Annotated in this window: 22 protein-coding genes; 7 read left to right on the plus strand and 15 right to left on the minus strand. The window is 68.1% G+C overall.

Going from position 1 to position 26,566, the window contains the following annotated elements:
• Nucleotides 1-122: 122 nt before the first annotated feature.
• Together ACTWQD_RS11380 and ACTWQD_RS11385 are read left to right on the plus strand one after the other, a co-directional pair.
• Nucleotides 123-641, plus strand: a complete 519-nt coding sequence (locus ACTWQD_RS11380; RefSeq protein ID WP_443196236.1) for a GNAT family N-acetyltransferase — start codon at nt 123-125, stop codon at nt 639-641.
• Nucleotides 642-669: 28 nt separating this feature from the next.
• Nucleotides 670-2,031 (plus strand): alpha/beta fold hydrolase, encoded by a 1,362-nt coding sequence (locus tag ACTWQD_RS11385; RefSeq protein WP_443196416.1) that lies wholly within the window; start codon nt 670-672, stop codon nt 2,029-2,031.
• A 108-nt stretch (nt 2,032-2,139) separates the two neighbouring features.
• Here ACTWQD_RS11385 and ACTWQD_RS11390 read toward each other — a convergent pair whose 3' ends face one another.
• From ACTWQD_RS11390 to coaE, 4 genes are all read right to left on the minus strand, one after another.
• Nucleotides 2,140-3,498, minus strand: coding sequence for an MFS transporter (locus ACTWQD_RS11390; RefSeq protein WP_443196237.1), 1,359 nt, complete (start codon nt 3,496-3,498; stop codon nt 2,140-2,142).
• 26 nt (nt 3,499-3,524) lie between these two features.
• On the minus strand, nt 3,525-4,553 hold the full coding sequence (locus tag ACTWQD_RS11395) for a TerC family protein (RefSeq protein ID WP_443196238.1): 1,029 nt from the start codon (nt 4,551-4,553) through the stop codon (nt 3,525-3,527).
• Nucleotides 4,554-4,729: 176 nt separating this feature from the next.
• Nucleotides 4,730-6,811 carry an excinuclease ABC subunit UvrB gene (uvrB, locus tag ACTWQD_RS11400; protein ID WP_443196239.1) on the minus strand — a complete coding sequence of 694 codons (2,082 nt, stop codon included), beginning with the start codon at nt 6,809-6,811 and terminating at the stop codon, nt 4,730-4,732.
• Between the two features lie 40 nt (nt 6,812-6,851).
• Nucleotides 6,852-8,090 (minus strand): dephospho-CoA kinase, encoded by a 1,239-nt coding sequence (coaE, locus tag ACTWQD_RS11405; RefSeq protein ID WP_443196240.1) that lies wholly within the window; start codon nt 8,088-8,090, stop codon nt 6,852-6,854.
• Between the two features lie 22 nt (nt 8,091-8,112).
• Here coaE and ACTWQD_RS11410 point away from each other — a divergent pair, with 22 nt between their 5' ends.
• Together ACTWQD_RS11410 and ACTWQD_RS11415 are read left to right on the plus strand one after the other, a co-directional pair.
• Nucleotides 8,113-8,814: an IMPACT family protein gene (locus ACTWQD_RS11410; RefSeq protein WP_443196241.1), complete on the plus strand. Its 702-nt coding sequence runs from the start codon at nt 8,113-8,115 to the stop codon at nt 8,812-8,814.
• Nucleotides 8,798-9,322 carry a GNAT family N-acetyltransferase gene (locus ACTWQD_RS11415; protein WP_443196242.1) on the plus strand — a complete coding sequence of 175 codons (525 nt, stop codon included), beginning with the start codon at nt 8,798-8,800 and terminating at the stop codon, nt 9,320-9,322. The genes ACTWQD_RS11410 and ACTWQD_RS11415 overlap by 17 nt, the downstream gene beginning before the upstream one ends.
• A 317-nt stretch (nt 9,323-9,639) precedes the next feature.
• On the opposite strand, the gene ACTWQD_RS11420 is transcribed toward ACTWQD_RS11415, so the two are convergent.
• The 3 genes from ACTWQD_RS11420 to ACTWQD_RS11430 form a co-directional block, all read right to left on the minus strand.
• Nucleotides 9,640-10,365, minus strand: a complete 726-nt coding sequence (locus tag ACTWQD_RS11420) for a nucleotidyltransferase domain-containing protein (RefSeq protein WP_443196243.1) — start codon at nt 10,363-10,365, stop codon at nt 9,640-9,642.
• A gap of 265 nt (nt 10,366-10,630) precedes the next feature.
• The gene (rpsA, locus tag ACTWQD_RS11425) at nt 10,631-12,109 is read right to left on the minus strand and encodes a 30S ribosomal protein S1 (RefSeq protein WP_066438196.1); all 1,479 of its coding nucleotides are present in this window, start codon (nt 12,107-12,109) and stop codon (nt 10,631-10,633) included.
• Between the two features lie 199 nt (nt 12,110-12,308).
• Nucleotides 12,309-13,598 (minus strand): GNAT family N-acetyltransferase, encoded by a 1,290-nt coding sequence (locus tag ACTWQD_RS11430; RefSeq protein ID WP_443196244.1) that lies wholly within the window; start codon nt 13,596-13,598, stop codon nt 12,309-12,311.
• A 375-nt stretch (nt 13,599-13,973) separates the two neighbouring features.
• Between ACTWQD_RS11430 and ACTWQD_RS11435 the strand changes: the two genes are divergently transcribed.
• The gene (locus tag ACTWQD_RS11435) at nt 13,974-15,431 is read left to right on the plus strand and encodes an APC family permease (RefSeq protein ID WP_443196245.1); all 1,458 of its coding nucleotides are present in this window, start codon (nt 13,974-13,976) and stop codon (nt 15,429-15,431) included.
• 45 nt (nt 15,432-15,476) lie between these two features.
• Here the strand turns inward: ACTWQD_RS11435 and polA are convergent, their stop codons facing one another.
• Entirely contained in the window at nt 15,477-18,116 is a 2,640-nt protein-coding gene (gene polA / locus ACTWQD_RS11440; protein WP_443196417.1) for a DNA polymerase I, read from the minus strand.
• Nucleotides 18,117-18,357: 241 nt separating this feature from the next.
• On the opposite strand from polA, the gene ACTWQD_RS11445 reads away from it, so the two are divergent.
• Complete coding sequence (locus ACTWQD_RS11445; RefSeq protein ID WP_443196246.1) at nt 18,358-18,822, plus strand: hotdog fold thioesterase; 465 nt, start codon at nt 18,358-18,360, stop codon at nt 18,820-18,822.
• Nucleotides 18,823-18,848: 26 nt separating this feature from the next.
• Here ACTWQD_RS11445 and ACTWQD_RS11450 read toward each other — a convergent pair whose 3' ends face one another.
• From ACTWQD_RS11450 to ACTWQD_RS11470, 5 genes are all read right to left on the minus strand, one after another.
• Complete coding sequence (locus ACTWQD_RS11450) at nt 18,849-19,400, minus strand: dihydrofolate reductase family protein (RefSeq protein WP_443196247.1); 552 nt, start codon at nt 19,398-19,400, stop codon at nt 18,849-18,851.
• An 18-nt stretch (nt 19,401-19,418) separates the two neighbouring features.
• Entirely contained in the window at nt 19,419-19,640 is a 222-nt protein-coding gene (locus ACTWQD_RS11455) for a hypothetical protein (RefSeq protein WP_443196248.1), read from the minus strand.
• Nucleotides 19,640-20,854 carry an inorganic phosphate transporter gene (locus ACTWQD_RS11460; protein WP_443196249.1) on the minus strand — a complete coding sequence of 405 codons (1,215 nt, stop codon included), beginning with the start codon at nt 20,852-20,854 and terminating at the stop codon, nt 19,640-19,642. The genes ACTWQD_RS11455 and ACTWQD_RS11460 overlap by 1 nt, the downstream gene beginning before the upstream one ends.
• A gap of 207 nt (nt 20,855-21,061) precedes the next feature.
• Nucleotides 21,062-21,742 carry a hypothetical protein gene (locus tag ACTWQD_RS11465; protein WP_443196250.1) on the minus strand — a complete coding sequence of 227 codons (681 nt, stop codon included), beginning with the start codon at nt 21,740-21,742 and terminating at the stop codon, nt 21,062-21,064.
• Nucleotides 21,743-21,887: 145 nt separating this feature from the next.
• Entirely contained in the window at nt 21,888-22,757 is an 870-nt protein-coding gene (locus tag ACTWQD_RS11470) for a universal stress protein (RefSeq protein WP_443196251.1), read from the minus strand.
• A gap of 201 nt (nt 22,758-22,958) precedes the next feature.
• Between ACTWQD_RS11470 and ACTWQD_RS11475 the strand changes: the two genes are divergently transcribed.
• Entirely contained in the window at nt 22,959-23,699 is a 741-nt protein-coding gene (locus ACTWQD_RS11475) for a hypothetical protein (RefSeq protein ID WP_443196252.1), read from the plus strand.
• Here the strand turns inward: ACTWQD_RS11475 and ACTWQD_RS11480 are convergent.
• Both ACTWQD_RS11480 and ACTWQD_RS11485 read right to left on the minus strand, forming a co-directional pair.
• Complete coding sequence (locus tag ACTWQD_RS11480) at nt 23,696-25,009, minus strand: erythromycin esterase family protein (RefSeq protein ID WP_443196253.1); 1,314 nt, start codon at nt 25,007-25,009, stop codon at nt 23,696-23,698. The two genes, ACTWQD_RS11475 and ACTWQD_RS11480, sit on opposite strands and share 4 nt — an antisense overlap.
• On the minus strand, nt 25,006-26,388 hold the full coding sequence (locus ACTWQD_RS11485) for an MBL fold metallo-hydrolase RNA specificity domain-containing protein (RefSeq protein ID WP_443196254.1): 1,383 nt from the start codon (nt 26,386-26,388) through the stop codon (nt 25,006-25,008). Before ACTWQD_RS11485 ends, ACTWQD_RS11480 begins: the two co-directional genes overlap by 4 nt.
• Nucleotides 26,389-26,566: the final 178 nt, after the last annotated feature.

Consider the following 26,566-nt stretch of genomic DNA (forward strand, 5'->3'; position numbering starts at 1 on the left):
ACAGGAACCGCGTCGCGGAACGTGGCGGCAGAGCCTGAGCGACGCGCTTAGTTGCCGACGCTGTGGTTCGGCGGGGAGCCGGCGGAGCCGAGGCGGCTGCGGGCGGCTTGTAAACTCGGACAATGAGTGTAATCCGGCCCGCCACGGCAAACGATGTCCCCGCAATCCTCCAGATGATCCATGACCTGGCCATCTACGAGAAGGAGCCGGACGCCGTCCGGAACACCCCCGAGATGCTCACCGAGGTCCTGTTCGGCGAGAACCCGCGGGTCTACGCGGCGATGGCAGAGAACGAGGCCGGCGACGTGCGCGGCTTCGCGCTTTGGTTCCTGAACTACTCCACCTGGGAAGGTGTCCACGGCATCTACCTGGAAGACCTGTACGTGCGTCCCGAGGCCCGCGGCGAAGGCCACGGCAAGGCCCTCCTGCAGCACCTGGCGGCAACGGCCGTGGAACGCGGCTACGCACGCGTGGAATGGAGCGTCCTGGACTGGAACGAGCCCTCCATCAATTTCTACAAGAAGCTGGGCGCCAACCCGATGTCGGACTGGTCCACCTTCCGCCTCACCGGTGAGGCGCTGGAAGCCTTCGGCGGCCGCGAGCTCCGGACCGGTGCCCGGGAGGTGCCGGCCCGTGGGTGACCGGCCCGCCCCCGGGGCGGACCTCCCCATGACCGGCTCCGGCGCCGCGGACCTGCTGGAGGCCGCACGTCCGCCGGTGCCGCACACCGTCAAGGCCCGGCACGAATACCGGGGAATGCGCACAGCGGAGCACTACTTCGAAGTACCGCTGGACCATTTCACCGGCGACGGGACGCCCGGGGAGACCATCACCGTCTTTGCCCGTGAGTACGTTTCCGCGGACCACAGCGAAGAGGAGGCCGCCCGGCTCCCCTGGCTCCTGTACCTGCAGGGCGGCCCTGGCGGACGCGGCAACCGCTTCCCGTCCCTGGGCGGCTGGAGCAAGGCCGCGGCCAAGGATTTCCGCATCCTCATGCTGGACCAGCGCGGCACCGGACTGTCCTCCGCGATCGACCGCAACACCCTCCCGCTGCGGGGCAACGACGCCGACCAGGTGGAGTACCTGACGCACTTCCGGGCGGATTCAATTGTGGCCGACGCGGAGGCGATCCGGCTGGCCCTCGGGTCCGGACCGTGGACGGTCTACGGCCAGAGCTACGGCGGCTTCTGCGCGCTCAGCTACCTCTCGTTCGCCCCGGAGGGCCTCCGGGAAGTGCTGATCACCGGAGGGCTCGCCCCGCTGACGGGCCCGGCAGACCGGGTCTACCAGGCCACGTTCCAGCGGGTGGCCGCCCGCAACGCGGAATATTTCGCCCGGTACCCCGAGGACCGTGCGGCGGTCACCCGGATCGCCCGGCACCTGCGTGACACGGAGGAATTCCTGCCCGACGGCGGGCGGCTCACCGTGGAACGCTTCCAGATGGTGGGCTCCTTCCTGGGCGGCAACACCCGGGTGGATGCCCTGCACCACCTGCTGGAGGACGCCTTCGTCGGGACGCCCGGCGGGGAGCGCCTCTCGGACGCCTTCCTGGAGCAGGTCCGCGGCCTGGTGTCCCGCTCGGCCAACCCGCTGTACGCCCTGATGCACGAATCCATTTACGGCCAGGGCGAACCCACCGACTGGGCCGCCTGGCGGGTGCTGCAGGACTTCCCGGAGTTCTCCCCGGAAGCCCCCGAGCCGCTGCTCACCGGCGAGATGGTCTACCCCTGGTATTTCGAGCAGGACCCCGCCCTCCGGCCGCTGCAGAACGTTGCCCTGCTGCTCGCCGAAAAGGACGACTGGCCGGCGCTGTACGACCCGGAACAGCTGGCTCGCAACACGGTGCCGGCGGCCGCGGCCGTGTACAGCGAGGACATCTACGTGGACCGGGAGCTCTCCCTCGAAACTGCCGCGGCGGTCCGCGGCCTGCAGGTCTGGGAGTCGGCGGACTTCCACCATGACGGCATCGCCGACGACGGCGAGGGCATCTTCGCCCGGCTCCTTGGGCTGACCCGCTCCGTCCGTCGGTAAATCGGGGCCGTCCGTAAATCGGGGCCGCCCCTAACCCGGGCCCGTCCCCGAACCGGGGCCGTCCCTAACCCGGGGCCCGTCCCTAACCCGGGGCCGGCCCTCCGCTGCCTAGGCCGGGGCCGGGGCGCTGCGGTCCCGGGCGGCAGCGCCCACCGCGGCCGCCAGCACCGCCAGCGCCACGGCGGCGGCCGCCAGGTTCAGGCCCTGATAGCCGACCCCGCTCATCACCAGCCCGGAGAACCCCGCCCCGACCGCGCCCGCGACCCCCATCATGGTGTCCGAGACGCCCTGAACCAGGACCCGGTCGTCGGCGCCCACACTTTCGGCGAGCAGGGTGGACCCCGCGATGGTGGCCGCGGACCAGCCCAGGCCCAGCAACACCAACCCCACCGTCACCAGGACAGGCTGGGACTGCCCGAAGCCGGCCACGAGGACCGAGACCAGGATCAGCCCGTGCCCCAGCAGGATGACCGTCAGCCGGCCCGTCTTGTCCGTCAACCAGCCCATCACCGGTGAGAGCGCGTACATCCCGGCGATGTGCAGCGAGATGGTGAAGCCGATCAGGACCAGGACGTCAGTGCTGGCCGCGTGGGCGTGTCCGTCCGGCATGCCGGCCAGTGGGCCCTCGGTCAGCAGCTGCAGGTGCAGGGGCGTCATCGACATGACCGCGGCCATGCAGCCGTGGGCGGCGATCACTGCGAGGAGGGCAAGGCGTGCCCGCGGCGAGGCCTTGATGGCGCGCAGTCCGTGACGGAGGCCGTGCTGCCGTCGGGCTGCGGACGTGCCTTTGGCGCCGGCCTCCGCCGGACTGCCCGAGCGGAGCCGTGCGGCGAGCAGCAGCGGGTCCGGCCGCAGTCCGAAGAGCAGCAGCAGTGCCGCCATCGCCAGCCCGGCGGCGGAGAACACGAACGGGCCCGCCAGCGCCGGGAGGCCGAGTGCTTCCCCGACGATGGCGCCGGGACGGATCAGGTTGGGCCCGGCCACGGCCCCGATGGTCACGGCCCACACCACGATCGCGAGGGACCGGCCGCGGTGCTCCGGGGCAGCGAGGTCGACGGCGGCGAAGCGGGCCTGGAGGTTGGCGGCGGTGCCGAGGCCCAGCAGGGCGGCGGCCGCCAGCAGCACCGGAAAGTTCAGCGTCACCGTGGACACGATCACCAGCAGGGCCCCGGCCATGGCCGCGAGCAGACCCGTGACGAGCGAAGTCCGGCGGCCGCGGCGCCCGGCCAGCCCGGCGAGGGGCAGGGCGGCTGCCGCGGCCCCGAGGGTCATGGTGGTGGTGACCGACCCGGCCCACGCGTTGGAGCCGGAGAGCTGGACGGCCAGCAGGGACCCGACGGACAGGCTGGCGCCGCTGCCGATGCCGCTGAGGAGCTGCGCGGCGCTGAGCACCCAAACAGTACGGCGCTGGATCCGTTGGGGATCCAGCGCCGTACTGTTTACTGCTGTTGCGTCAAAGATTTTCACGGTCCGAGCTTAGCCGAACCGCAGGGTTATTCCGCGTCGCTCATGCTCTTCCGCGCATCGTCCACGAGCCGCTCGTCGACCGGGGACTGCGTGGCCTTGGAACTGAGCAGGCTGGCGATCACGGCGATGAGGATGGTGCCGATGATGACGCCGAGCGAGACGAACGTCGGGATCTCGGGGGCCCATTCGATGTGCTGGCCGCCGTTGATGAAGGGCAGCTCGTTCACGTGCATGGCGTGCAGGACCAGCTTCACGCCGATGAACGCAAGGATCACCGAGAGCGCGTGCTTGAGGTAGACCAGGCGGGTCATGAGGCCGCCGAGCAGGAAGTACAGCTGCCGCAGGCCCATCAGGGCGAAGATGTTGGCGGTGAAGACGATGAACGCGCTCTGGGTCAGGCCGAAGATGGCCGGGATGGAGTCCACCGCGAAGAGCAGGTCCGTGAGGCCGATGGTCACGAAGACGATCAGCATGGGGGTGAAGACCTTCTTGCCGTCCACCACGGTGCGGAGCTTGCCGCCGTCGAACTTCTCCGACATCGGCAGGACCTTGCGGATGCGGGCGATGAGGGGGTTTTCCTTGTCCTCTTCCTCGTGTCCGTCGTCCTGGGCCTGCTTCCACGCGGTCCACAGCAGGAAGGCGCCGAAGATGTAGAAGACCCAGCTGAACTGTTCGATCACGATCGCGCCGAGCAGGATGAAGATGCCGCGGAGGATCAGGGCGATGATGATGCCCACCATCAGCACTTCCTGCTGGTACTTACGGGGTACCGAGAAGCGGGCCATGATGATGATGAAGACGAAGAGGTTGTCGATACTGAGGCTGTATTCAGTGACCCAGCCGGCGAGGAACTGCCCGCCGTATTCGGGCCCGGTGAAGGCGAACATGGCACCGGCGAAGACCAGGGCGAGGGCGATGTAGAAGGACACCCACAGGCCGGCCTCCTTCATGGAGGGCTCGTGCGGTCGCTTGAGGACCAGCAGCAGGTCAATGGCCAGGATGATGCCGAGAACGACGAAGGAGCCGATCTCGAACCAGACGGGAAGTTCGGGCACGAAGATACCTTTCGCAGGGTGTGACGGTGCGGTGTAAGTCTCTCCGGCTGGCTGGCGTCCGGTACTGAGGTACCTGGGACTGCCTGGCCGCCCGCTACGCCCGGCAGGGCATCTGTGCCGTGCGTGTTGACGATCGTAGCGCTTGGGATACTCCCCTACGTCCGCCCCACATTACCCTAGGCATGCCCCGCGGACTGCATTTGACGCAGCTCCTTCTTCAGCTCCCCCACCTCGTCGCGGAGCCGTGCGGCGAGCTCGAACTGCAGTTCCCCGGCGGCGGCGTGCATCTGTTCCGTCAGCTGCTCGATCAGGCCCACCAGGTCCTCGGCCGGTGCGGCGGCGAGGCCGTCCGCCCGGACCTTGGCGGTACCCTTGCCCTTGCCCTTGGCCTTGCCCGCGGCGGCGAGGAGCTCGCGGGTGTCCGCGTCCTCCTTAGCGATCTGGTCGGTGATGTCGGCGATTTTCTTCCGCAGCGGCTGCGGGTCGATGCCCTTCTCCGTGTTGTAGGCGACCTGGATGGCGCGGCGGCGGTTGGTCTCGTCGATGGCGTGGGCCATGGAATCGGTGATCTTGTCCGCGTACATGTGGACCTGGCCGGACACGTTGCGGGCGGCACGGCCGATGGTCTGGATCAGCGACGTCGACGAGCGCAGGAAGCCCTCCTTGTCTGCGTCCAGGATGCTCACCAGCGACACCTCCGGGAGGTCCAGGCCTTCGCGGAGCAGGTTGATGCCGACCAGGACGTCAAAGACCCCCATGCGCAGTTCGCGGAGCAGCTCCACGCGGCGCAGCGTGTCGACGTCGGAGTGCAGGTACTCCACTTTCACGCCGTGGCCCAGCAGGTAATCGGTGAGGTCCTCGGCCATCCGCTTGGTCAGCGTGGTGACGAGGACGCGTTCGTTCTTGGCGGTGCGGGTGCGGATTTCCCCCAGCAGGTCATCGATCTGGCCCTTGGTGGGCTTCACGATGACCTCGGGGTCGATCAGGCCGGTGGGCCGGATGATCTGCTGCACGAACCCGTCCGCCTTGCCGAGCTCATACTTGCCGGGCGTCGCGGACAGGTAGACCGTCTGCCCAACGCGCTGCAGGAACTCGTCCCACTTGAGCGGGCGGTTGTCCATCGCGGAGGGCAGGCGGAACCCGAAGTCGACGAGGTTCCGCTTGCGGGACATGTCGCCTTCGTACATCGCGCCGATCTGGGGCACGGTGACGTGGGATTCATCGATGACCAGCAGGAAGTCGTCCGGGAAGTAGTCCAGGAGGCAGTGCGGGGCGCTGCCGGGCTCGCGCCCGTCAATGTGCGAGGAGTAGTTCTCGATGCCGTTGCAGAAGCCCATCTGCTGCATCATCTCGAGATCGTAGGTGGTGCGCATCCGGAGCCGCTGCGCCTCGACCAGCTTGTTCTGGCTCTCCAGGACCTTGAGCCGGTCCGCCAGTTCGTCCTCGATCCGCTTGATGGCCCGGCCCATCCGTTCCGGCCCGGCGACGTAGTGCGAGGCCGGGAAAACATACATTTCCTCTTCCTCGCGCAGCACTTCGCCGGTCAGCGGGTGCAGGGTCTGAATGTTCTCGATCTCGTCGCCGAAGAACTCGATCCGGATGGCGAGCTCCTCGTACATCGGGATGATCTCCACGGTGTCCCCGCGCACCCGGAACGTGCCGCGGTGGAAGTCCACGTCGTTGCGGGCGTACTGCATGGAGACGAACTTCCGGAGCAGGTCGTCCCGGTTCATCTCGGCGCCCTTGCGGAGCGTCACCATGCCGGCGATGTACTCTTCCGGGGTGCCCAGGCCGTAGATGCATGAGACGGTGGCCACCACGATCACGTCGCGGCGGGTCAGCAGGGCGTTGGTGGCGGAGTGCCGGAGCCTCTCGACTTCCTCGTTGATGGAGGAATCCTTCTCGATGAAGGTGTCCGTCTGCGCCACGTAGGCTTCGGGCTGGTAGTAGTCGTAGTAGGAGACGAAGTACTCCACGGCGTTGTTCGGCAGCAGTTCGCGGAATTCGTTGGCGAGCTGGGCGGCCAGGGTCTTGTTCTGCACCATCACGAGGGTGGGCCGCTGGACCTGCTCGATCAGCCACGCCGTCGTCGCGCTTTTACCGGTGCCGGTGGCGCCGAGCAGCACCACATCCTTCTCGCCGTTATTGATGCGCTCCGTCAGCTCGGCGATCGCGGCCGGCTGGTCGCCTGCCGGCTGGAACTCGCTGATGACCTCGAAGGGTGCCACGACACGGTTGATCTGCTGGGCGAGACTCATGTACCTAATCTACCGCTGGGGTGCGACGTGATGTCCTGATTCAGCTTTGGGCGGTACCGGGCGCCCCGGTGGTGTGCGACGGCGGCTGCCATCCGGTGCGCTGCACCCACGCGTCCATCCTTGGCGCGGCGTAGTCCGTGAACCAGCCTTCCTTGTCGGCGGCGTAGCCCGCGGTGGACTTGTCGACGCCGTGAAGCTTGGCGGCCCGGCGTTTCTCGGCCAGATAGTCGGCCCGGGCGGCGGCGTCGTCGCGCAGCCAGTCCCGGAAGCACAATGCGAACCGCCAGCCCGGGGAGCCGACGGCCCGGACGTGGAGGTTGACCGCCCGCCCGGGATCCGCGTTGCCGTGCAGCCGTTTGGGCCAGTCCGCGCGGTCCGGGTGCGGGGGCTTGGGATTGTCAGCGGCAGTCCCCGGCCAGGCCGGGTAACCGGCGTCGGCCAGGACCGCGGCGATCCGGTCCGCGGCGGCCATGTTTTCCACGCCGAGCTGGAGGTCCAGCACGTCCTTCGCGGCGAGCCCGGGGACAGCGGTGGATCCGACATGGTCCAGGGCCAGGACGTCCGGGCCCGCCGCCGCCCGCAGGCGCGCCATGAGCCGTTCGGCCTGCGCCGGCCAGTCCGGGTTGGCCGGGACCAGCACCGGCCCGCCGGTGCGCGGGGCGAGGCGGTGCCGGGCCAGGTTCCCGGCGAAGGGCGCAAGCCGGAACTTCCAGAGCCGGTCGACGGCGTCGCGCAGTTCTTCCTTCGACCCGGAATTGTCCAGGACGACGTCGGCCGCCGCGAGCCGGTCCTCCCGGGAGGCCTGGGCGGCCATCCTGGCGCGGGCCTGCTCCGGGGTCATCTGCCGGTGCTGCACCATGCGCTCCACCCGGACGGACCCGGGGGCGTCCACCACCACCACGAGGTGGAAATTGGCGCCCTGGCCGGTTTCCACCAGCAGCGGGATGTCCTGGACCACCACCGCACCCTTCGGGGCACCGGCTGCCAGCGCGGCGGCCCGCTCCCGGACGAGGGGGTGGATGATGCCGTTCAGCACCGCGAGCCGTTCGGGGTTTCCGAAGACAAGCGCGCCGAGCTTGGGCCGGTCCAGGCCGCCCGACGGCGCCAGCACGGCCCGGCTGAAAGCCTCCACCACCTGCGCGAGTCCGGGCGTGCCGGGTTCAACCACTTCCCGGGCGAGGGCATCGGCGTCGATCACCACCGCGCCGAGTTCGCGCAGGCGCGCGGCGGCCACTGACTTGCCTGAGGCGATGCCGCCCGTCAACCCGATTTTCAGCACCCCACCAGACTAAACTGATCGGGTGGCTGAAGAGGCGGTTTTCCCGGAGAGCAGGGCCACCGTGTACAGCACGCTGGCGGCCGGCCCGGCATTCCGCCACGAGATCGAGGTGAAACGCTCCCGCTTCATCACCGTCCTGCAGCGCACCGGGGACGAGGACAGCGCACGGGCGCTGCTCGCCGGGCTGCGCCGGGAGTTCCACGATGCGCGGCACCACTGCTCGGCGTTCGTGCTGGGGCCGGACCGCGACGTCCAGCGGTCCAACGACGACGGCGAACCCTCCGGCACCGCCGGCATCCCCATGCTCGACGCGCTGCTGAAGCGCGAGACGGCACCCGGCGTCACCGACCTCAGCGACGTGACCGCCGTCGTCGTCCGGTATTTTGGCGGCATCCTGCTGGGCGCCGGCGGGCTGGTCCGTGCGTACTCCGAATCCGTGACCGCCGCCCTGGACCGGGCAGCGCTGGTGCAGCGCCGCAGGCTGCGGATCTGCGCGGTGGGCGTCCCGCACGCCGGGGCGGGCCGGCTGGAGAATGACCTGCGCGCCGCGGGCTACGTCATGGCCGAAACGGCCTATGAGGCGCAGACTACAGTTCTGAAGCTTGCACTGCCGGACCATCCGGCGGATCTGGCCCGGGCGGGTGAACGGCTCGCCGCGCTGTCAGCCGGAACCGCCGCCCTGCTGCCCGGAGGAACGGAGTGGATGGATGTCCCCCTCACCTGAGCTGCCGCAGCCCCCGGTCCGGCTCGTGGACGTCTCCGGGGCGGTCCTGGAGCAGCTGCTGGTGGTGGCCATCCAGGACGCGGACGCCGACGAGGTGACGCCGCCGCTGGGCAGTGCCGCCGGCTGGAATTCGGAACGGATCAGCTGGTTCCGCGAGTACCACCATGCCGCCGCCGGCCTCGACGGGCCCGCGCAGCAGAAGAGCTGGGCCATCAGTGCCGGCGGGAAGCTGGCCGGCTCCATCCGGCTCAGGCGGACCGGCCCGGACACCCTGGAAACCGGGATCTGGCTGGCCCGCAGCCACCGGGGCAAGGGAATCGCGCGGGAGGCCCTCCGGCTGGTGACCGAGCGGGCAGCGGCCTCCGGCGCGGCGTTCCTGGAGGCCGACACCACGGCAGGAAATACCGCCGCGCTGGCCCTCCTGCGCTCCGCCGGGGCGGCCTTCGAGGAGGGCGAGGCATCGCGCACCGCCGCGGTCCCGGTCAAAGCCAGGATTGCCCTGCGCTAGATAGATAAACCCTGCCCGGAGCGCCCGCCACTGGACATGTCCCCCGGTCACCCCACACCCTCCACCGGACATGCGCCACGTTCACGCCCACCGCGGGACATAACACAAGTATGTCCACTCACCACGGCCAAGGATGAGCATGTCCCCCGCACAGCGTCACACGAGCCGCAGGCCGCCGTCGGACATGCGCCACACTGACCCGCGCCACTGGACATAACGCCAGTATGTCCACTCACTGCGCCCAAGGATGAGCATGTCCCGCGCTGCACTCGCTCCGGCTGTGTGGTCGAACTGCGCAGGCCCAGGGCGGCGCAAAGTTAGGGGGTTGTGCCGGGGGTAAGAAGCGATCCGCGAAGGAATCCGTCCATCAGGTGTCCGCCGCTGGCATCCAATACCCGGGCGGCGAGGTGGCTCAGACGCTCCGCGCTGTGGTCCGGGGAGCCCGCCCAGTTCAGCAGCCCGGTGGCGGTGTCATTCGCGGGCAGCTGTTCCAGCCGGCGGACCAGCCATTTGCCCTTTCCCAGCCACTTGCCGTGCTGCAGCAACAGGAGCTCCACCGACTGCTGGAATACCTCGGCGGACGTCGCAAAGGACTCAGCTCGAACCACGGCGCCCCGCAGGTCATCGAGGGAGTTGCTCAGCTCGTAGCGGCGCAGATCCCGTTCCTCAGCCGTCAGCGGCTCCGGGCCGCGTTGCATGTACCGCCGGGCGTCCCGCTGCCATGACTCCGCAAGCCCGCTGCCTGCGCCGGTGAGAAGGATCCCTTCGGCGCAGAGGTCGCCGAGGACTGCGCAGCGCTCGGCGCGCTCCCGCGCATACCAGAAGCTGATACTGGCCGGCGTGTGGACAAACTCCTCCACAATCTGCCCACGGAAACGCGTCGTCCGGGCGTAGTTGGCGCCGCCGTTGGGGTACAGGACCACGATGTCGAGATCGGACGTGGGGGTACTCCGGCCCCGGGCCGTGCTGCCCCCAAGGATGGAGGCAACGGCGTCGGGGTGTCTCTCCGCGACGAAGTCCCGGGCCGCATTGATCGGATCCATCAGGCAATAGTGCCCGACGGAAGCCCGCCCAGGCCGGAACCACACGCCGATGTGCCCTGCCTCGCCCACAGCCGCCGTCGGACATGTCCCCCGGCCGGGCCGGGAAACGGACATAAAGACCCTGTGTCCCACGGCCGCGGCCAAGAATGGGCATGTCCTTAAAACGAAAGGTGGCCGCCCCCCAAGGGGACGGCCACCTTTACGGTGCTACTTCAAGCTGGCAACTGCCAGGCTCCGGGAGCGGACTCCCGGGAACCTGAGGCAATTAGTTGCCGGTCAGCTTCTCGCGCAGTGCGGCAAGAGCCTCGTCAGATGCCAGGGTACCGGCGCCTGCGTTCGACTCAGCAGCCGGCTCCGAGGAGTAGCTGGTGGTGCCGGAATCGCTCTCGCCGGACGTTGCAGCTGCAGCGTCGTCGGCAGCGTGCTGGGCAACCTGCTTCTTGTGGGCTTCCCAGCGGGTCTGGGCGTCAGCGTACTGCTGCTCCCAGACGGCGCGCTGCGTCTCGTAGCCTTCAAGCCACTCGTTGGACTCCGGATCGAAGCCCTCCGGGTACTTGTAGTTGCCCTCTTCGTCGTACTCGGCGGCCATGCCGTAGAGAGCCGGATCGAATTCGGTGGACTCGGCGTCGACGCCCTCGTTGGCCTGCTTGAGGGAGAGGGAGATACGGCGGCGCTCGAGGTCGATGTCGATGACCTTGACGAACAGCTCGTCGCCAACGGAGACAACCTGCTCGGCCAGCTCAACGTGGCGCACGGCGAGCTCGGAGATGTGGACCAGGCCTTCGATGCCGTCTTCAACGCGAACGAACGCGCCGAACGGAACCAGCTTGGTGACCTTACCCGGAACAACCTGGCCGAGGGCGTGGGTGCGGGCGAAGGTCTGCCACGGATCTTCCTGCGTAGCCTTGAGCGACAGGGAAACGCGCTCGCGGTCCAGGTCGACCTCGAGAACCTCGACGGTGACTTCCTGGCCAACTTCGACAACCTCGGACGGGTGGTCGATGTGCTTCCAGGACAGCTCGGAAACGTGAACGAGGCCGTCTACGCCGCCCAGGTCCACGAAGGCACCGAAGTTGACGATGGAGGAAACGACGCCGGGACGGACCTGGCCCTTTTCCAGCTTGTTGAGGAACGTGGAGCGGACCTCGGACTGGGTCTGCTCGAGCCATGCACGGCGGGACAGCACAACGTTGTTGCGGTTCTTGTCCAGCTCGATGATCTTGGCTTCGATCTGCTGACCGATGTACGGAGCAAGGTCGCGCACACGGCGCATCTCGACGAGGGATGCGGGCAGGAAGCCGCGCAGACCGATGTCGAGGATAAGACCACCCTTGACAACCTCGATGACGGTACCGGTAACGACGCCGTCTTCTTCCTTGACCTTCTCGATGTCGCCCCAGGCACGCTCGTACTGAGCACGCTTCTTGGAGAGGATCAGGCGGCCTTCTTTGTCTTCCTTGGTGAGCACCAGGGCCTCGACGAGATCGCCGACGGCGACAACGTCACCGGGATCAACATCGTGCTTGATGGACAGCTCGCGGGAGGGAATGACACCTTCGGTCTTGTAACCGATGTCGAGCAGAACTTCGTCGCGGTCGACCTTGACGACGGTACCTTCGACGAGGTCCCCGTCGTTGAAGTACTTGATGGTGGCGTCGACTGCTGCGAGGAAGTCCTCAGCGGTACCGATGTCGTTAATCGCGACTACGGGGGTACCGGGCTTCTCGGTGGAGGTGATGGTCATGTAGTAGGGGCTCCGTTGTGGATAGTTAGTCGGTCAGGCAAACCGCTGCGCCCGCGTCGGCGACACGGGCACAGAACACGGCACAACGCCGGGTCATCCTGATTTGTGGATTGTTAATGCGCACACGTAGTGCACGCCCGTTTAGTCTAGTCGCTTTGATGAACGGGGGTCAAAGCGCGAGGGGGCGGCGGAGGCCGCCCTAGAAGTGCGTCAGGCAGTGCGGTGCGCGTTCGACGGCGAACATGCGTTTCGCTGTCAGCGCCGCCCCGGGTGCGTGCTCGGTGATACGCCCGGCGGTGGCCAGGGTGACCGGGCAGACACCGCCCAGGTAGATGGATCCAAGGTCCGCGACGTCGAGGGCCAGGTCCGGTTCAGCACCGTCCGCCGCTGCCTGCACAGCCGCTTCCCCGCCGCTCACCGAGAGCGAGAACGTGCCGGCCGCGAAGCCGAGAGGGTCCCGGACGCGAAGCACCAGGACGCCGTCGGACGAGTAGCGCCGGGCACCCAACGCCTTCTCCACATCCAGTATCCGCAGCCACAGCATGTCCCGGGCGTCCGAGGCGTTGACGCAGCGAGGATCCCGGAGCGCCCACGGAAGCGGGTCGTCCACCGGCGCCTCGTCCCACGTCACGCGTTCGACGAGATCGATGGCTCCGAGGTACTGCCACAGCTCCAGGTAGGCGGCCCGTGTGGCCGCCACCAGGTCGACCACCTCCATGGTGTACGGGGTGCTGGACCAGCCGCCGAACTTGTAAGACACATAGCCGTCCACGTCCCCGTCGGGGCCGTAGTGCAGCGCGACCTTGACCTTCGGGTCATCGCCGTCGTCGCGGCTGACGGAACCCGAGGCGAACTGCCGGTAAAACTCGTGCCGGCCCACGGAGCCCGGCGTCTGGCGGTGGAGCCGGTCGAAGATCACCGGGGCCAGCTCCAGGAGCACCTTGGGATCAGCCACCTCGACGGTGCCGACAGGGGTGTGGTCCACCACGAACCGCGCGCTCGTGTCCACCTTGACCGACTGCTCCGACGTCGCGACGCCGAAGCCGAAACGTCCGTAGATGGACGCTTCGGAGGCGGTCAGCGCGGCCATCGCCAAACCTTCCTGCCGCGCCAGCCCCAGCTCCTCGGCCATCATCCGGCGCAGCAGCCCGCGGCGGCGGTGCGAGGTCCGCACGGTGACCGCAGTCACCAGCCGGGTGTCCAGCAGCCGCCCGAAGCCGACATTCAGCGTTTTGGTCATCGTCCCGAACGTCGCCACCGGCACCTCGGCACCGAGTGCGTGGTCGGCGACGGGCCCGGTCTGGTAGGCGCCGGTCATCACGCGCCCGTCCGCGCGCTGCATCTCGAGGCCCTTGTCGACCCGTTCATCGCTGCGGCGGGAATCGTGGAACCCGAAGGCCACGGCGCGCATCCAGGCGACTGCCTCCGGGTACGCCGGGTGGTCCTTGGCCGCCGGCGTGAAACGCCTGATCTCGTACTGCTCTCCCACGTGCTTTCCCCCTAGGAATTCTGCCAAACGCCCCGCCGGGGCCGGTTTAGTGCCCGCCTCACGCTCTCCGTGCGCCACTTCAGGGACCAGTTCATCATGGACCTGCAGCAGCATGCGGGATTTCAGGACCTGACGAGCCTAGCCAAGGTCTGCGGCCGCCACCAGTACCCGCGGGCCGGCGGGTACTGCGCGCGGCCACACCTCGCCTCCCTGTGCGCCCCGGAAACTCTAGCCATCGCATTCCATGCTGTTGCACAATGTGCCAACAACTTCATAGCTCCGAGTGCAACAAGGCGTGGCACGCGTCAGAGGCGGGGCGGGCGGCCGGCGCCACGGCTCTATTCCTGCCCCGGCCAACAGACCTAGTGAGGACTCATGAATGTTTCCCAGGCTGAAGACACGCCCGACACTTCCCTGCTGAAAGTCTTGGGCAACTGGGACGCCCTGGCCCTCGGCTTCGGCGCCATGATCGGCTTCGGCTGGGTGGTGCTCACCGGAGGCTGGATAGCATCCGCCGGCACGATGGGTGCTGTTCTGGCGATGGTGACCGGCGGCGCCATCATGATGGTGGTGGGGTTGACCTACGCAGAGTTGACCGCGGCCATGCCCAAAGCGGGTGGTGAGCACAACTTCCTGCTCCGCGGCATGGGTCCGCGCTGGTCCTTCATTGGATCCTGGGCCATCACAGGCGGCTACATCACGATCGTTGCCTTTGAAGCTGTGGCGCTGCCTCGAACCGCGCAGTACCTCTTCCCTGATCTAAGCCAGGTTCCGCTCTGGGAAGTAGCCGGGTACCAGGTGCACCTCACCTGGGCGCTGGTGGGAGCTGTTGCGGCGGTGGTGATCACCGGAATCAACATCCTCGGCGTCAAGCTGGCGGGAGCCGCCCAGACGTTCGTGGTGGTTTTCCTCCTGGTCATTGGCCTCATGCTTGTCCTTGGATCTTTCGTCGGCGGGTCGGCGACGAACATGGAGCCATTCTTCACCGGCGGCATCAACGGGTACTTCGCGGTCCTCGTGGTGGTTCCGTTTCTCTTCGTTGGCTTCGACGTCATCCCCCAGTCCGCGGAAGAAGTGAACATCCCGGCACGGCAGCTCGGTAAGCTCGTCGCAGTCGCCGTCCTGCTCGCCACGATCTGGTACGTCATGACGGTCCTGACCACGGCCTCGGCAATGCCGGCGGCGGACATCGCCCAGGCGGATATTGCCACGGCCGATGCCATGGGGGCGCTGTTCGGCAGCGACATCATGGCCAAGATCCTGATTGCCGGCGGAATTGCCGGGATCCTGACCTCGTGGAATTCGCTGCTGCTCGGGGCCTCACGGCTGATGTACTCGATGGCCCGCTCCGGGATGTTGCCGGCGTGGTTCGCCAAGCTGCATCCCAGCTACCGCACACCCGTCAACGCGCTGCTGTTCATCGGTGCGCTGTCCTTTCTCGCACCGTTCTTCGGCGTATCAATGCTCGGCTGGCTGGTGGACTCCGGCGCACCAAGCATCGTGATCGCCTACATCCTGGTGTCGGTGGTGTTCGTGATCCTGCGCCGCCGCGAACCCGGGATGGACCGGCCGCTCCGCGTCGGCGGGCAAGGCAACGGCGGCATCGTGATCGGCATTGCGGCCGTGGTGCTGTGCCTGGGACTGCTCAGCCTCTACCTCCCCGGCATGCCGGCAGCCCTCACCCCACCGCCCTGGATCCTCTTTGGGCTGTGGTGGGTGCTCGGGCTGGTCCTCTTCTTCCGCATACCGTCCGGCATTGCCCCCGGCGAAGACGCCGAGCACAAGCTGCTCGAACGCCTCAAGCAGCGGCGCCTCGACACCAGGAACGGCTGAGAGGACGCTCACCGGTCCCGAGCGGTCCACCCCGCCGGGGCCGGTCTAGTGCCCGGCCTCGTACCAGCTGGAGCCGATGCCGATCTGGACCTCGAGCGGGACGGTCAGCTGCGCCGCGGCGCCCATCTGCTCGGTCACAAGCTTCTCCACGGCCTCACGCTCTCCACGCGCCACCTCGAGGACCAGTTCATCATGGACCTGCAGCAGCATGCGGGACTTCAGGCCCTGCTCCGCCAGCGCTCCGGCCACACCCAGCATGGCGCGCTTGATGATGTCCGCGGCGGAGCCCTGGATGGGCGAGTTCAGCGCGATCCGTTCCGCGTTCTCGCGGAGCTGGCGGTCGGTGCTGGTGAGGTCCGGGAGGTAGCGGCGGCGGCCTTCGATGGTGGCGGTGTAGCCGTCGATCCTGGCCTGGTCCACCACGCCGCGGAGGTAGTCGCGGACGGCTCCGAACCGGTCGAAGTAGTCCTTCATGAGGGTCCGGGCCTCGTCGACGGAAATCTCCAGCTGCTTGGAGAGGCCGAACGAGGTCAGCCCGTAGGCCAGGCCGTAGGACATGGCCTTGACCTTCGAGCGCATGGCACTGGTCACCTGGTCGGTGGGCACATGGAAGATGTTGGACCCGACGAACCGGTGCAGGTCCTCGCCGTCCTTGTAGGCCTGGATCAGGCCGGCGTCCCCCGAGAGGTGCGCCATGATGCGCATTTCAATCTGCGAGTAGTCCGCGGACAGCAGGCAGTCGTACCCTTCGCTGACCACAAAGATGCCGCGGACGCGCCGGCCTTCCTCGCTGCGGATGGGGATGTTCTGCAGGTTCGGGTTGTTGGAGGAGATCCGTCCCGTGGCCGCGACGTTCTGCGCGTACGTGGTGTGGATGCGGCCGTCCTCGGCGACAGATTTTTTCAGTGACTCCAGCATCTGCCGCAGCTTGGAGGACTCACGGTGGGCCATGAGCTGGACCAGGAACTCGTGCCCGGTCTTCTCCAGCAGGTTCTTGAGCGACGCGGCGTCGGTGGTGTAGCCGGACTTGATCTTCTTGGTCTTGGGGAGCCCCAGCTCCTCAAAAAGCACGGTCTGCAGCTGCTTGGGCGACCCGAGGTTCACCTCGTGGCCGATGGCCGCGAAGGCCAGCTCCTGGGCGTTGTCGATCACCTTGGCCAGATCCGCCAGCTGCTCGTCCATCCGCTGCATGTCGATGGCGATTCCCGCGAGTTCCATGTCGGCGAGGACGCGGCTGACGGGCAGCTCCAGGGTGGTCAGCAGGTCCTGGGCCTTGCGCTCGGCCAGTTCCGTCTCGAAGTACCGGCTCAGGGCCTGCACGACGGCGGCGACGTGCACCAGCGCGCCCGCGGCGGCCGCGTCATCGCCGTCGAACGCCAGCTCCAGCTGGCCGGCCTTGGCCGCCTCGGTGGAGACGCTGATGTTGAGGTGGTGCTGGGCCAGCTCGGCGAGTTCGTAGCTGCGGCGGTCCGGCTGGATCAGGTAGCCGGAGATGGAGGTGTCATCCACCACGCCCTCCAGGCCCAGGCCCCGGCTGGAGAGCGCCTTGAGGGCGGCTTTGTAGCCGTGCATGACTTTGGCCGCACCCGCGTCCTTCAGCCAGTCGGCCAGGACGTTCTCGGCGGCGGCGTCCTGGCTGGCGAGGTCGATGTAGGCGGCCCCCTTGTCGTGGACGATGGCCACGGCCGCGGCGTCTTCACCGATGCGGCCCGGCACAACGTCGACGGCGACGGCCGCGCGGGTGCCGGCGCCGGCTGCCAGGAAGTCGGACAGCTCGGCAGCGCCTGACGGGGTCACGAAGTCCGGGGTGTCCAGGCTTTCCCGCTCAGCCTCGGTGACTTCGCTGCCGTAGAGCGCGAAGAGCCGGGTGCGGATTGTCTTGAATTCGAGCGCGTCGAACAACTCCTCGAGGGCAGCCTGGTCCGGCCGCGGGTCCGCGAGATCCTCCAGTGCCACCGGAAGCTCAAGGTCCGTGTGGAGCCGGTTCAGCCGCCGGTTGCGCTTGACGTCCTCCACGTTCTCGCGCAGGGCATCGCCCACTTTGCCGCCGATCGAGTCGAGGTTCTCCAGGACGCCTTCCAGCCCGCCGTACAGGTTGATCCACTTCGCCGCCGTCTTGGGCCCGACGCCGGGGACGCCAGGGAGGTTGTCTGCCGACTCCCCCACCAGGGCGGCGAGGTCCGAATACTGCGCGGGGCTGACAAAGTACTTGTCCTGGATGGCGTCGGCATCCATTTTGGGAATGTCGCTGACGCCCTTGCGCGGGTACAGGACAAAGACGTTGTCCGTGATGAGCTGGAAGGCGTCGCGGTCGCCCGAGACGAGGAGCACCTCGAAGCCCGCCTTTTCCCCCATGGCGGCGAGGGTGGCCAGGATGTCGTCGGCCTCATAGCCGGGCATTTTGATGGTCTTGATGCCCCAGGCGCCCATGACCTTGTCGATGAGGTCGATCTGGCCGCTCATCTCGCGGGGGGTCTCGTTGCGGCCGCCCTTGTACTCGCTGTACTCGGCCTTGCGGTGGGTGGTGTCGTCCGAGACGTCGAAGGCGACGGCGACGTGCGTCGGCTTCTGCTCCTTGATCAGGTTGATGAGCATGGACGTGAACCCGTGGATCGCGTTGGTGTGCTGCCCGGTGGAGGTGGAGAACTTGTCCGCGGGCAAGGCGAAGAATGCCCGGAACGCCATGGAGTGCCCGTCCAGGACCAGGAGGCGGGGCTGGTCCGTCAGGGGAATCACGGGCGCCTCGGTGGCGGAAACCGGTTCCGCTGCCCGGGCGGACTTCCGGGCGGGCTTGCCTGCACCCGCTGGCGCAGCCGCCGGTGCCGGGAAAATGTCCGCTGCAGTGTCGGCGGACCCCGCAGTGTCGGCAGGCAGGGTGGAAAGGGCCGGTTTGGTAGTTTCGCTCACAGGTGCCAGCCTAGTTGCCATGACGGACAATTTCACGCCGGGCCCGTACGCGGCCGAGCTGGCGGCCGCCGGGATTCCCGAGCACATGCACGATTGGCTGGGACAGTACGGCGTGGGCGCCCTGGTGGTGAAGATGGGCATCCATTTCCTGGAGATGAGTCCCGAACGGACGGTCGGCACCATGCCCGTGGAGGGCAACACGCAGGTGGCCGGCATCCTGCACGGCGGCGCGCACGTGGTCCTCGCCGAAACGCTGGGTTCCTTTGCCGCCGGAATGCACGCCGGGCCCAAGCGGCAGGCGCTGGGGATCGACGTCAGCGCAACGCATCACCGCGCCGTCACCGCGGGCACCGTGACCGGCACCTGCACGGCCATCCACCTCGGCCGCACCCTCACCACCCATGAAATTGTGATGACGGACGAGCGGGGCCGCCGGCTGTCCACGGCGCGGATCACGAACCTGATCCGCGACATCGCGCCCTAGCCACGCGCGCCCCAGTCACGCCGGCGCTACGCCGGGCCGGACCCCAAGCGGTAGCGGAGCTCCACGATGCCGCGGCCCATGGTGTGTGAAGAGACCAGCTCCAGCGGCGCCGTCGGGCCGGCCAGCGGCAGTACCGCTTTGCCGCGGCCCAGCACCACGGGAATGATCGAGATGATGATCTCGTCCAGGGCGGACGCGTCCGCGAACTGGGCTGCGAGGACGCCGCCGCCGACGATCCAGACGTTCCGGCCCTTCGCGGCGGATCTCAGGTCCTCCACGAATTCGGCCACCGGCCCGCGGACAAAGGTTACGTCCGCGCCCCGGGGCACCGAGTACTCATGGTGGGTGAACACCCAGCACGGCGTCGCCGGATACGGCCAGGAATCCGGTTCGTGTTTCCGCAGCCAGGCGTAGGTGTCACCGCCCATGACGATGCAGCCGACGTCGGCCATAAAGGCGTTGTAGCTCTCCTGTCCGCCGGAGAACCCGTCAAACTGGAGCAGCCAGTCGAGATTGTCATCACCCGTGGCGATGAACCCGTCCAGCGAGGACGCGACAAAATACTGGAATCCGGCCATGGCCCCAGCGTACGCCGGTTACCCGCTGAAGTACGGAATGATCAGGTACAGCCCGAACAGCACGGCGGCACCGCACAGGCCGAAGCACACGTAGGCGAGGGGCCGCAGCCAGGACGGCTTTTGTTCACTCACGTCGCCGGCGATGGCGGTCAGGCGGACCCCCAGGGAGTACAGGACCACAACGGTCACTGCCGCGACGAGCGTTGCGCCCGCCACCTGCACCAGTTCCAGCCACTTCATTACAGTTCGTCCTTCGGCTCGTCGTTGGCCGTGCTCGCAGACATGGCTTTTTTCTTTTTCCGGAAACGCACAGCCTGGCCGGCTTCCTCGACCTCGACGGCGTTGTGGTGCCCCACATGGGACTTCTTCGAATGCAGGAACATGTACAGCACAGCCGCTGTCCCGGCCACCGCGGCGATGATGACGCCCACGACGCCGGTCATCACCAGCAGGGCGGTGAGTGCACCCACGATGCCGGCGGCAGGGAGGGTGAAGAGCCAGCCAATCGCGATCCGTCCGGCGGTTCCCCAGCGGACGCTGGTGCCGCGCCGGCCCATGCCCGAGCCAATGACGGAGCCGGAGGCCACCTGCGTCGTGGACAGGGCGAAACCGAGGTGCGAGGAGGCGAGGATGGCGGAGGCGGTGCTGGATTCGGCGGCGAAGCCCTGGGCCGGCTTGACTTCAGTCAGGCCGGAACCCATGGTGCGGATGATCCGCCAGCCGCCGGAGTACGTGCCGATGGCAATCGCGAAGGCGCACGAGGCGATGACCCAGAACTGCGGTCCGGTCCCGGGTGCCTGGGTGCCCGCGGCGATCAGCACGAGCGTGATGATGCCCATCGTCTTCTGCGCGTCGTTGGTCCCGTGGGCCAGGGCTACCAGGCTGGAGGTGAAGATCTGGCCGGTGCGGAAGCCGCCGCGCTTCTGGGTGAGCTTGGTGCCCGATTCCGGGTCGTGGCGGGCCGTCAGCGCGTAGGCCAGTTTGGTACACAGGTACGCCACGCCGCCGGCGATGATCGGGGCGAAAATCGCGGGGAGGATCACCTTCTGCATGAGGCTTTCGAAGTTGATCGAGTGGATTCCGATGCCGGCAATGGCGGCGCCGATCAGCCCGCCGAAGAGCGCGTGCGAGGAACTCGACGGCAGGCCCTTCAGCCAGGTGATCATGTTCCAGAGGATGGCGCCCATCAGCCCGGCGAAGATGATGTCCGGGGTGATCTGGACCCCGTCCGATCCTTCCTTGATGATGCCGCCCGACACCGTCTTGGCCACCTCCGTGGAGAGGAAGGCGCCCACCAAGTTCAGCACTGCCGCGAGGGCGACTGCCGTTTTCGGTTTGATGGCGCCGGTCGCGATGGGCGTGGCCATCGCGTTGGCGGTGTCGTGGAATCCGTTGGTGAAGTCAAAGAAAAGTGCCAGCGCTATTACCAGCGCCACCATGATGGTGATTTCCACCTGTTGCCCAATCTGCAGAGTTGACGGTCAGCGGTCTCGTTCCCCGTTGCCGGCGATGGTCATCCAGAATTTACCGGGAGGACGTGCGGCGTTCAGCAAAGCAGCCTGACGCGTTAAAGCGTACGTGCGAAAGGCAATGCGGCAAAAATGGGGCAAAACAAGCGCCGGCGCGGGCGGGCGGGCGCGTCAGCCGGGAAGGCCGCCACGTCAGCCGGGACGGCCTGGCATTCTTCCGACATCGATCATCCCGGCGATCCTGGCCTCCAGCGCAGCCAGTGTGGCATCCGGCAGCACGATCAGGCCGTCCAGCTCGCGCCGTGCACGCTTATAGGCGGTCTGCCGTTCCGCCGGGGTCGCCGCGGCGTCCGAGGCGATCCTCAGCAGCTTCCGGGCCGTTGCCAGCCGCTCCCGTTCCGGTCCGGTGAAGTTGCCGTCCTTGATCCGCCGGGCCTCCCGCTCGGCGACGTCGAACGCCAGTTCATAGCTGTGCACGGCCTCGCGGTATTCAGCGACGCCGGCCGCCGTCGTGATGCTTTCCGGGGCTTCCGGACGCAGGCTGTCCGCCAGCCGCTTGGCGCGGAGGAAGGCCACCGTGAGTGGTTCCCGGACGTCGGTCATGACCGGAAAATCGATGAGCTTTCCCACGTCAAGCTCGTAGTCAAGCCACCGCCGGTCGACGGAGTCGTGGCTGTCCATGAGGCGCCGGACCTGGGACCGGCTGGCGTGTTCCACCTCGGCGGCCCGGTTCCGGAGCTGGTAGAGCTCCACCCGGCGGCGGTGCCGGCGTTCGCTGGCTTTGGACCACGAACGGGCCCAGCCCCCGAACAATCCGCTCAGCGGAAAGATGAGCCACCAGAAGTTGCCGGCAAAGTCGAAGAAGGGCTCCACCGTCTCATCCTCCCATCGGCCCGGCACCGGCTCAAGGGTCCGGCCGCGGGCTGCGCCCCCTTCCCTGCGGCCCCTTCCCTGCGGCCCCTTCCCTGCGGCCCCTTCCCTGCGGGGCACTGCCCGCGGCCTTCACCCGTGCGGTACTTCAGTCCTCGTGCTTGACCTTGTGGACCCGCGTCACGATGGTGGGGCACGGGACGTTAAGGAGGACGGCGTGGGCCGTGGAGCCGAGCATCATCCGGGAGAAGCCGCCGCGGCCGCGGCTGCCGATCACGAGGAGGCGGGCGTCCTTGGCGGCGTCGACCAGTGCCCTGGCAGGATCGGTGTCGGTCTCGAGCCGCTGGTGGACCACGACGTCGGGATACTTGTCCGCCAGGCCCGCGACCGACTCGGCCAGGACAATCTTGTCCTCCTCGAGGATCGATTCCGCGAGGCCGCTTTTCGGCAGCTGGTTTTCGACCCAGCGGGCGGGCCGGCGGAAGGCGAGCACAACGGTGAGCTCGTCGCCGCCTTTATCCGCTTCGACCGCGGCGAAGTCGACCGCCTGGAGGGATTCCTCGGAGCCGTCCACACCCACCACCACGCCGCGGTTCCCGGCCTCGCGCTTCAACGGGATCACGGCCGCAGGGATTTCGGCCGCAGCGGCGATCTGCAGCGCACGGTCGGCCAACGGGCCGCCGTCCATCCAGTGCTTGTCGTGTTCGCCGACCACCACCATGGAGGCTTCCTTGGACACCTCCCGCAGGACGGAGCCGCCGCTGCCGTGACGCAGCTGGATGTCCACCTCCACGCCGGGGGCCTGCCCGCGGGCGTCGGCCTGCGCTTTCTGGAGCAGTTCCATGCCCGCTTGCCGGATCAGTTCGTGGTACTGGAAATCCGGGGAGGTCCACCTGTCGTCCACGGCATGGATGATGGTGACCGGCCGCTTGTCCGCGGCCGCCCGCTCCAGAGCCCAGGCCAGGGCGGCCTCGCTGCCGGCCGAACCGTTGAACCCGACGACGATTGGTTTGCTCATTCTGATTCCTGACCTTAACGTTTTGCGCCTTTTCGGTGCGCCCTTTTCCGGCACCCAGTCCGGTGCGGTGGATCCTGCGTCGCATGACACGGGCGGCAGCGCTGCAGTCCGCCGGCACACTCAGTGTGCTCCGCGGGGTTTTACGCCGGTTAGGGCCTTAAGCCCCTCACCGCGGGTTGCCCCAATGCCTAGTTTCGGGCCATGGAGCTCAACGCGGGACTGAGGGGCGCGGCCCGGCACCCGGGCGCCGGGGTGTTCCTCCGCACTGGGGCCGTGAGCGGCCTGCTCGCGGCCGGCCTGGGAATCGCCGGCGGGCTGCTGGAAGGCGCCCTGACCGGCCCGTGGCCGGACGCCGCGGACTCCGGCTACGCGCAGTACCTGGCGGCGAACCGCGCCCCGATCCTCGCGCAGAGCCTGCTGTTCGTGTTCAGTTCCGCCGCTCTGCTCTGGTTCCTGGGCTTCGTCCGGGCGCGCCTGCGGTGCGCCGAGCCGGCGCCCGGCACCCTCTCCGCGATCGCCTTTGGCGCCGGGGCGCTGGCTGCGGGCCTGAACATCCTGGGCCAGGCCGCGCAGATCACCCTGACCCTTCCCTCCCAGGACCGCGTTCCACCCGACGTCGCCGCCGCCGTGGCCGACCTGTGCCTGGTGATCTTGAACCTGGCGAATCTGCCGGCGGGTGTGATGTTCCTGGCCATCGCGCTGGTGTCCTTGCGGCTGCGGGCCTATCCGCTGTGGCTGGGCTGGACGGCGGCCGCGGCGGCCGCGGCGTCGTTCCTTTCGGCGTTCTCCCTCGTCCCGGCGGACGGCCCGTTGTCCCCGACCGGTGGCCTGACGACGGCCCTGCGGCTGGTGCCGCTGCTCTGGTACGTTCCGGCCGCCGTCGTGATGCTGCGCCGGCCCGGCACCCCGCCACAGGCGCCGGGCCAGACGCCGGCGGGCTAGAAGCCGGTCGGCTCGGTCTCGAACTCCGGTTCCCGCGGCGGCCCTTCATGGTGGACTGGCCGCAGCGCGGCGGTCTGTTCGAACCAGATCAGCGCATCGTAGCGGTCGCCGATCCGGGTAGGGACGTAGTTACCCAGCTCCCGCTCCGGGTGATAGACCACCCCGATCGCCCGGTGGCCAAGCCACGTGGAAAGCCACGGCCCCGATCTGTCCTCGCCGAACTCCAGCACCGACGCCACGCCCAGGGCCTCGTGCAGGAAGTCTTCGTGGCTGCCCGGGCGCGCCGGCGGGACCGGGAGGATCCGCTCGGGGCGGCCCCAGGCGTCCGCCGCGATCACCTCGCCCCGGTGGGAGGCGAGCCCCACCAGCAGCACGCCCTCCGCGGCGTGCCTTTCGCGCAGCAGTTGCCCCACGTTGACCAGGCCGTCCTGGGCCATGTCGGTGGCCCGGGCGTCCCCCACATGGGTGTTGTGCTCCCAGATGATCCCCTTGGACTCCGGTCCGAGGTGCCTGCTCAGCCGGTCGATGGTGTCCGCCATGTGGTGGTCCCGGACATTCCAGGACTGACGGTCGCCGCGGACCATGATCCGGTAGTAGTGCTCGGCGTTCGCCGCCACTTCCGCGTTCTGCACCGCCCCGAACGCGGCGTCGTCGTGGCCGCCCGGGGCCGAGGCCCGGTACCTGACTTCGGTGAGGAGGGCGATCACGGCGGGCTCGCACGACTGCGGCACCAGCCTCGTGCTCCAGGCGTACTGGTGCGGGTCCTCATGGTGGGGCTGGAAGCACTCCCAGGCGCGCAGGGCCGCGGGCACTGCGGCGGGGTCGTTCTCCTTGAGCCAGCGGATGATTTCGCGGAGCGAATCCCACAGCGAGTACACGTCCAGCCCGTAGAAGCCGACCCGCCGGTCCGCCGGCCGGGCGAGGTTCCAGCCGCGCAGCCAGTCCAGGAACGCGGCGACTTCCTCGTTCGCCCACATCCACGTGGGCCAGCGCCCGAATCCGGCCAGCAGGGCATGGACCCCTTGGTTCCGCCCTGTTTCGCCGCGCACCCAGCTGTTGATCCGCCAGCAGTCGGGCCAGTCCCCTTCCACCCCGATCCAGGTGTAGCCGTCCTCCTCGATGAGGCGGCGGCTGAGGGTGTCACGCCAGGTGTAGAACTCGTGTGTGCCGTGGGAAGCCTCACCGACGGCGACGAACCGGCAGTCGGCGGCGCGGCGGACCAGCCCGTTGAGGTCCCGGTCCGATCTCAGCGGCCTGGCCAGGGAATGGATCTCGGCCAGGACCTGGGATTTCCTGACGCCGGAGGTCACCGCGGGTCCTCAAGGGAGACATTTTCGAGGTGTTCGGGTACCCGCGCACGCCAGCCCAGCTCGTGTTTGATCCTCAGCCGCAGGGCATCCGACGCCTCCGGTTCGCCGTGCGTGATGTAGGTCATCCGGGGTTCCCTCTCCGCGGTCCTGAGCCAGGCGATGATCCCGTCCGCGTCGGCATGCGCCGAAAGGTTCTCCATCTGGATCACTTCCGCCCGGATCTTGACGTCCTCGCCGTAGATGCGGAGTTCACGCGCGCCGGCCGCGAGGGCCGCGCCCCGGGTGCCGCCGGCCTGGTAGCCGCTGAGGACCACGGCGTTCTTCGGGTCGGGCCCGTAGGCGGCGAGGTGGTGCAGGATCCTGCCGCCGGTGAGCATTCCGCTGGCGGAAATGATGACCATCGGGCCGCCGCGCAGGTTCAGCAGCCTGGAGTCGTCCACCGAGCGGGTGAGGCGGGCCAGTTTGTACATGTTCCGGTATTCCTGCTCCTTGAGCCGGTGTTCCTCGGGGTGGCGCTGGTACATGCCGGACGCATCAATGGCCATGGGGCTGTTGAGGTACACCGGGATGTCCGGGATCAGGTGCTTGGTGCGGAGGCGGGACAGGTGCAGCATGAGGGTCTCCGCGCGGCCGACGGCAAACGCGGCGAACAAAACCACGCCGCCACGCTTCGCGACCCGGCTGATGATCTCCCCCAGCTGCTGTTCGGGGTCGACGGGCGAGTGGACACGGTTCCCGTATGTGGACTCCGTGACCAGGACGTCGGCCTGCCCCAGGGGCCGGGGCGGGTGCATCAGCGGATCGTCAGTCCGGCCCAGGTCGCCGGTGAAGTGCACGGAGTGCGGGCCGACGCGCACCCGGACCTGGGCGGCGCCGAGGATATGGCCGGCCGGCAGGAACGTCACTTCCATGCCGCTGCCCAGGTCCAGCGGATCATCGAAATCGCGTACTTTGAAACTGTTGAGGGACTTCACGGCGTCGGCCGCGGTGTAAAGCGGCAGGGCCGGGCTGTGCCTGGTTGATCCCCGGCGTGTGGCGTACCTGGCCTCCTCCTCCTGGAGGTAGCCGCTGTCGGGCAGGAGGAGCTTGCACAGGTCCGTGGTGCCCTCCGTGGCGATGACGGGCCCGCCGAACCCGTCCCGTACGAGGGCGGGAACGTAGCCTGTGTGGTCCAGGTGCGCGTGGGTCAGGACCACGGCGTCGATGGAGTGCGGCGGGACGGGGAAGGGCTGCCGGTTCCGGTCGCGGCTCCGTTTGTAGCCTTGGAAGAGCCCGCAGTCCACCAGCACCCGTTTGCCCCCGGCCTCCAGCAGATACCGGGAACCGGTGACGGTGTCGGTGGCGCCGAGGAACCGCAGGCTCGGCTGCTGATGCTTCATGGTGCGCCCGCTTCCGCATGGAATGACCTGCATCGACACGCAGGATCACTGCTGGCCCGCGCACGTGAGGTACCCCCAGCTTCCGCCCGCGTCTCCTGCCGCCCCTAGGGCCGAAAGTCACGAAGGCCGTGGCCCCGCCGGTGTCCGGCGAAGGGCTCGGGCCGGGGCCGTCGCCGCA

Source organism: Pseudarthrobacter sp. 1C304 (assembly GCF_052245515.1).
Classification (GTDB): Bacteria; Actinomycetota; Actinomycetes; order Actinomycetales; family Micrococcaceae; genus Arthrobacter.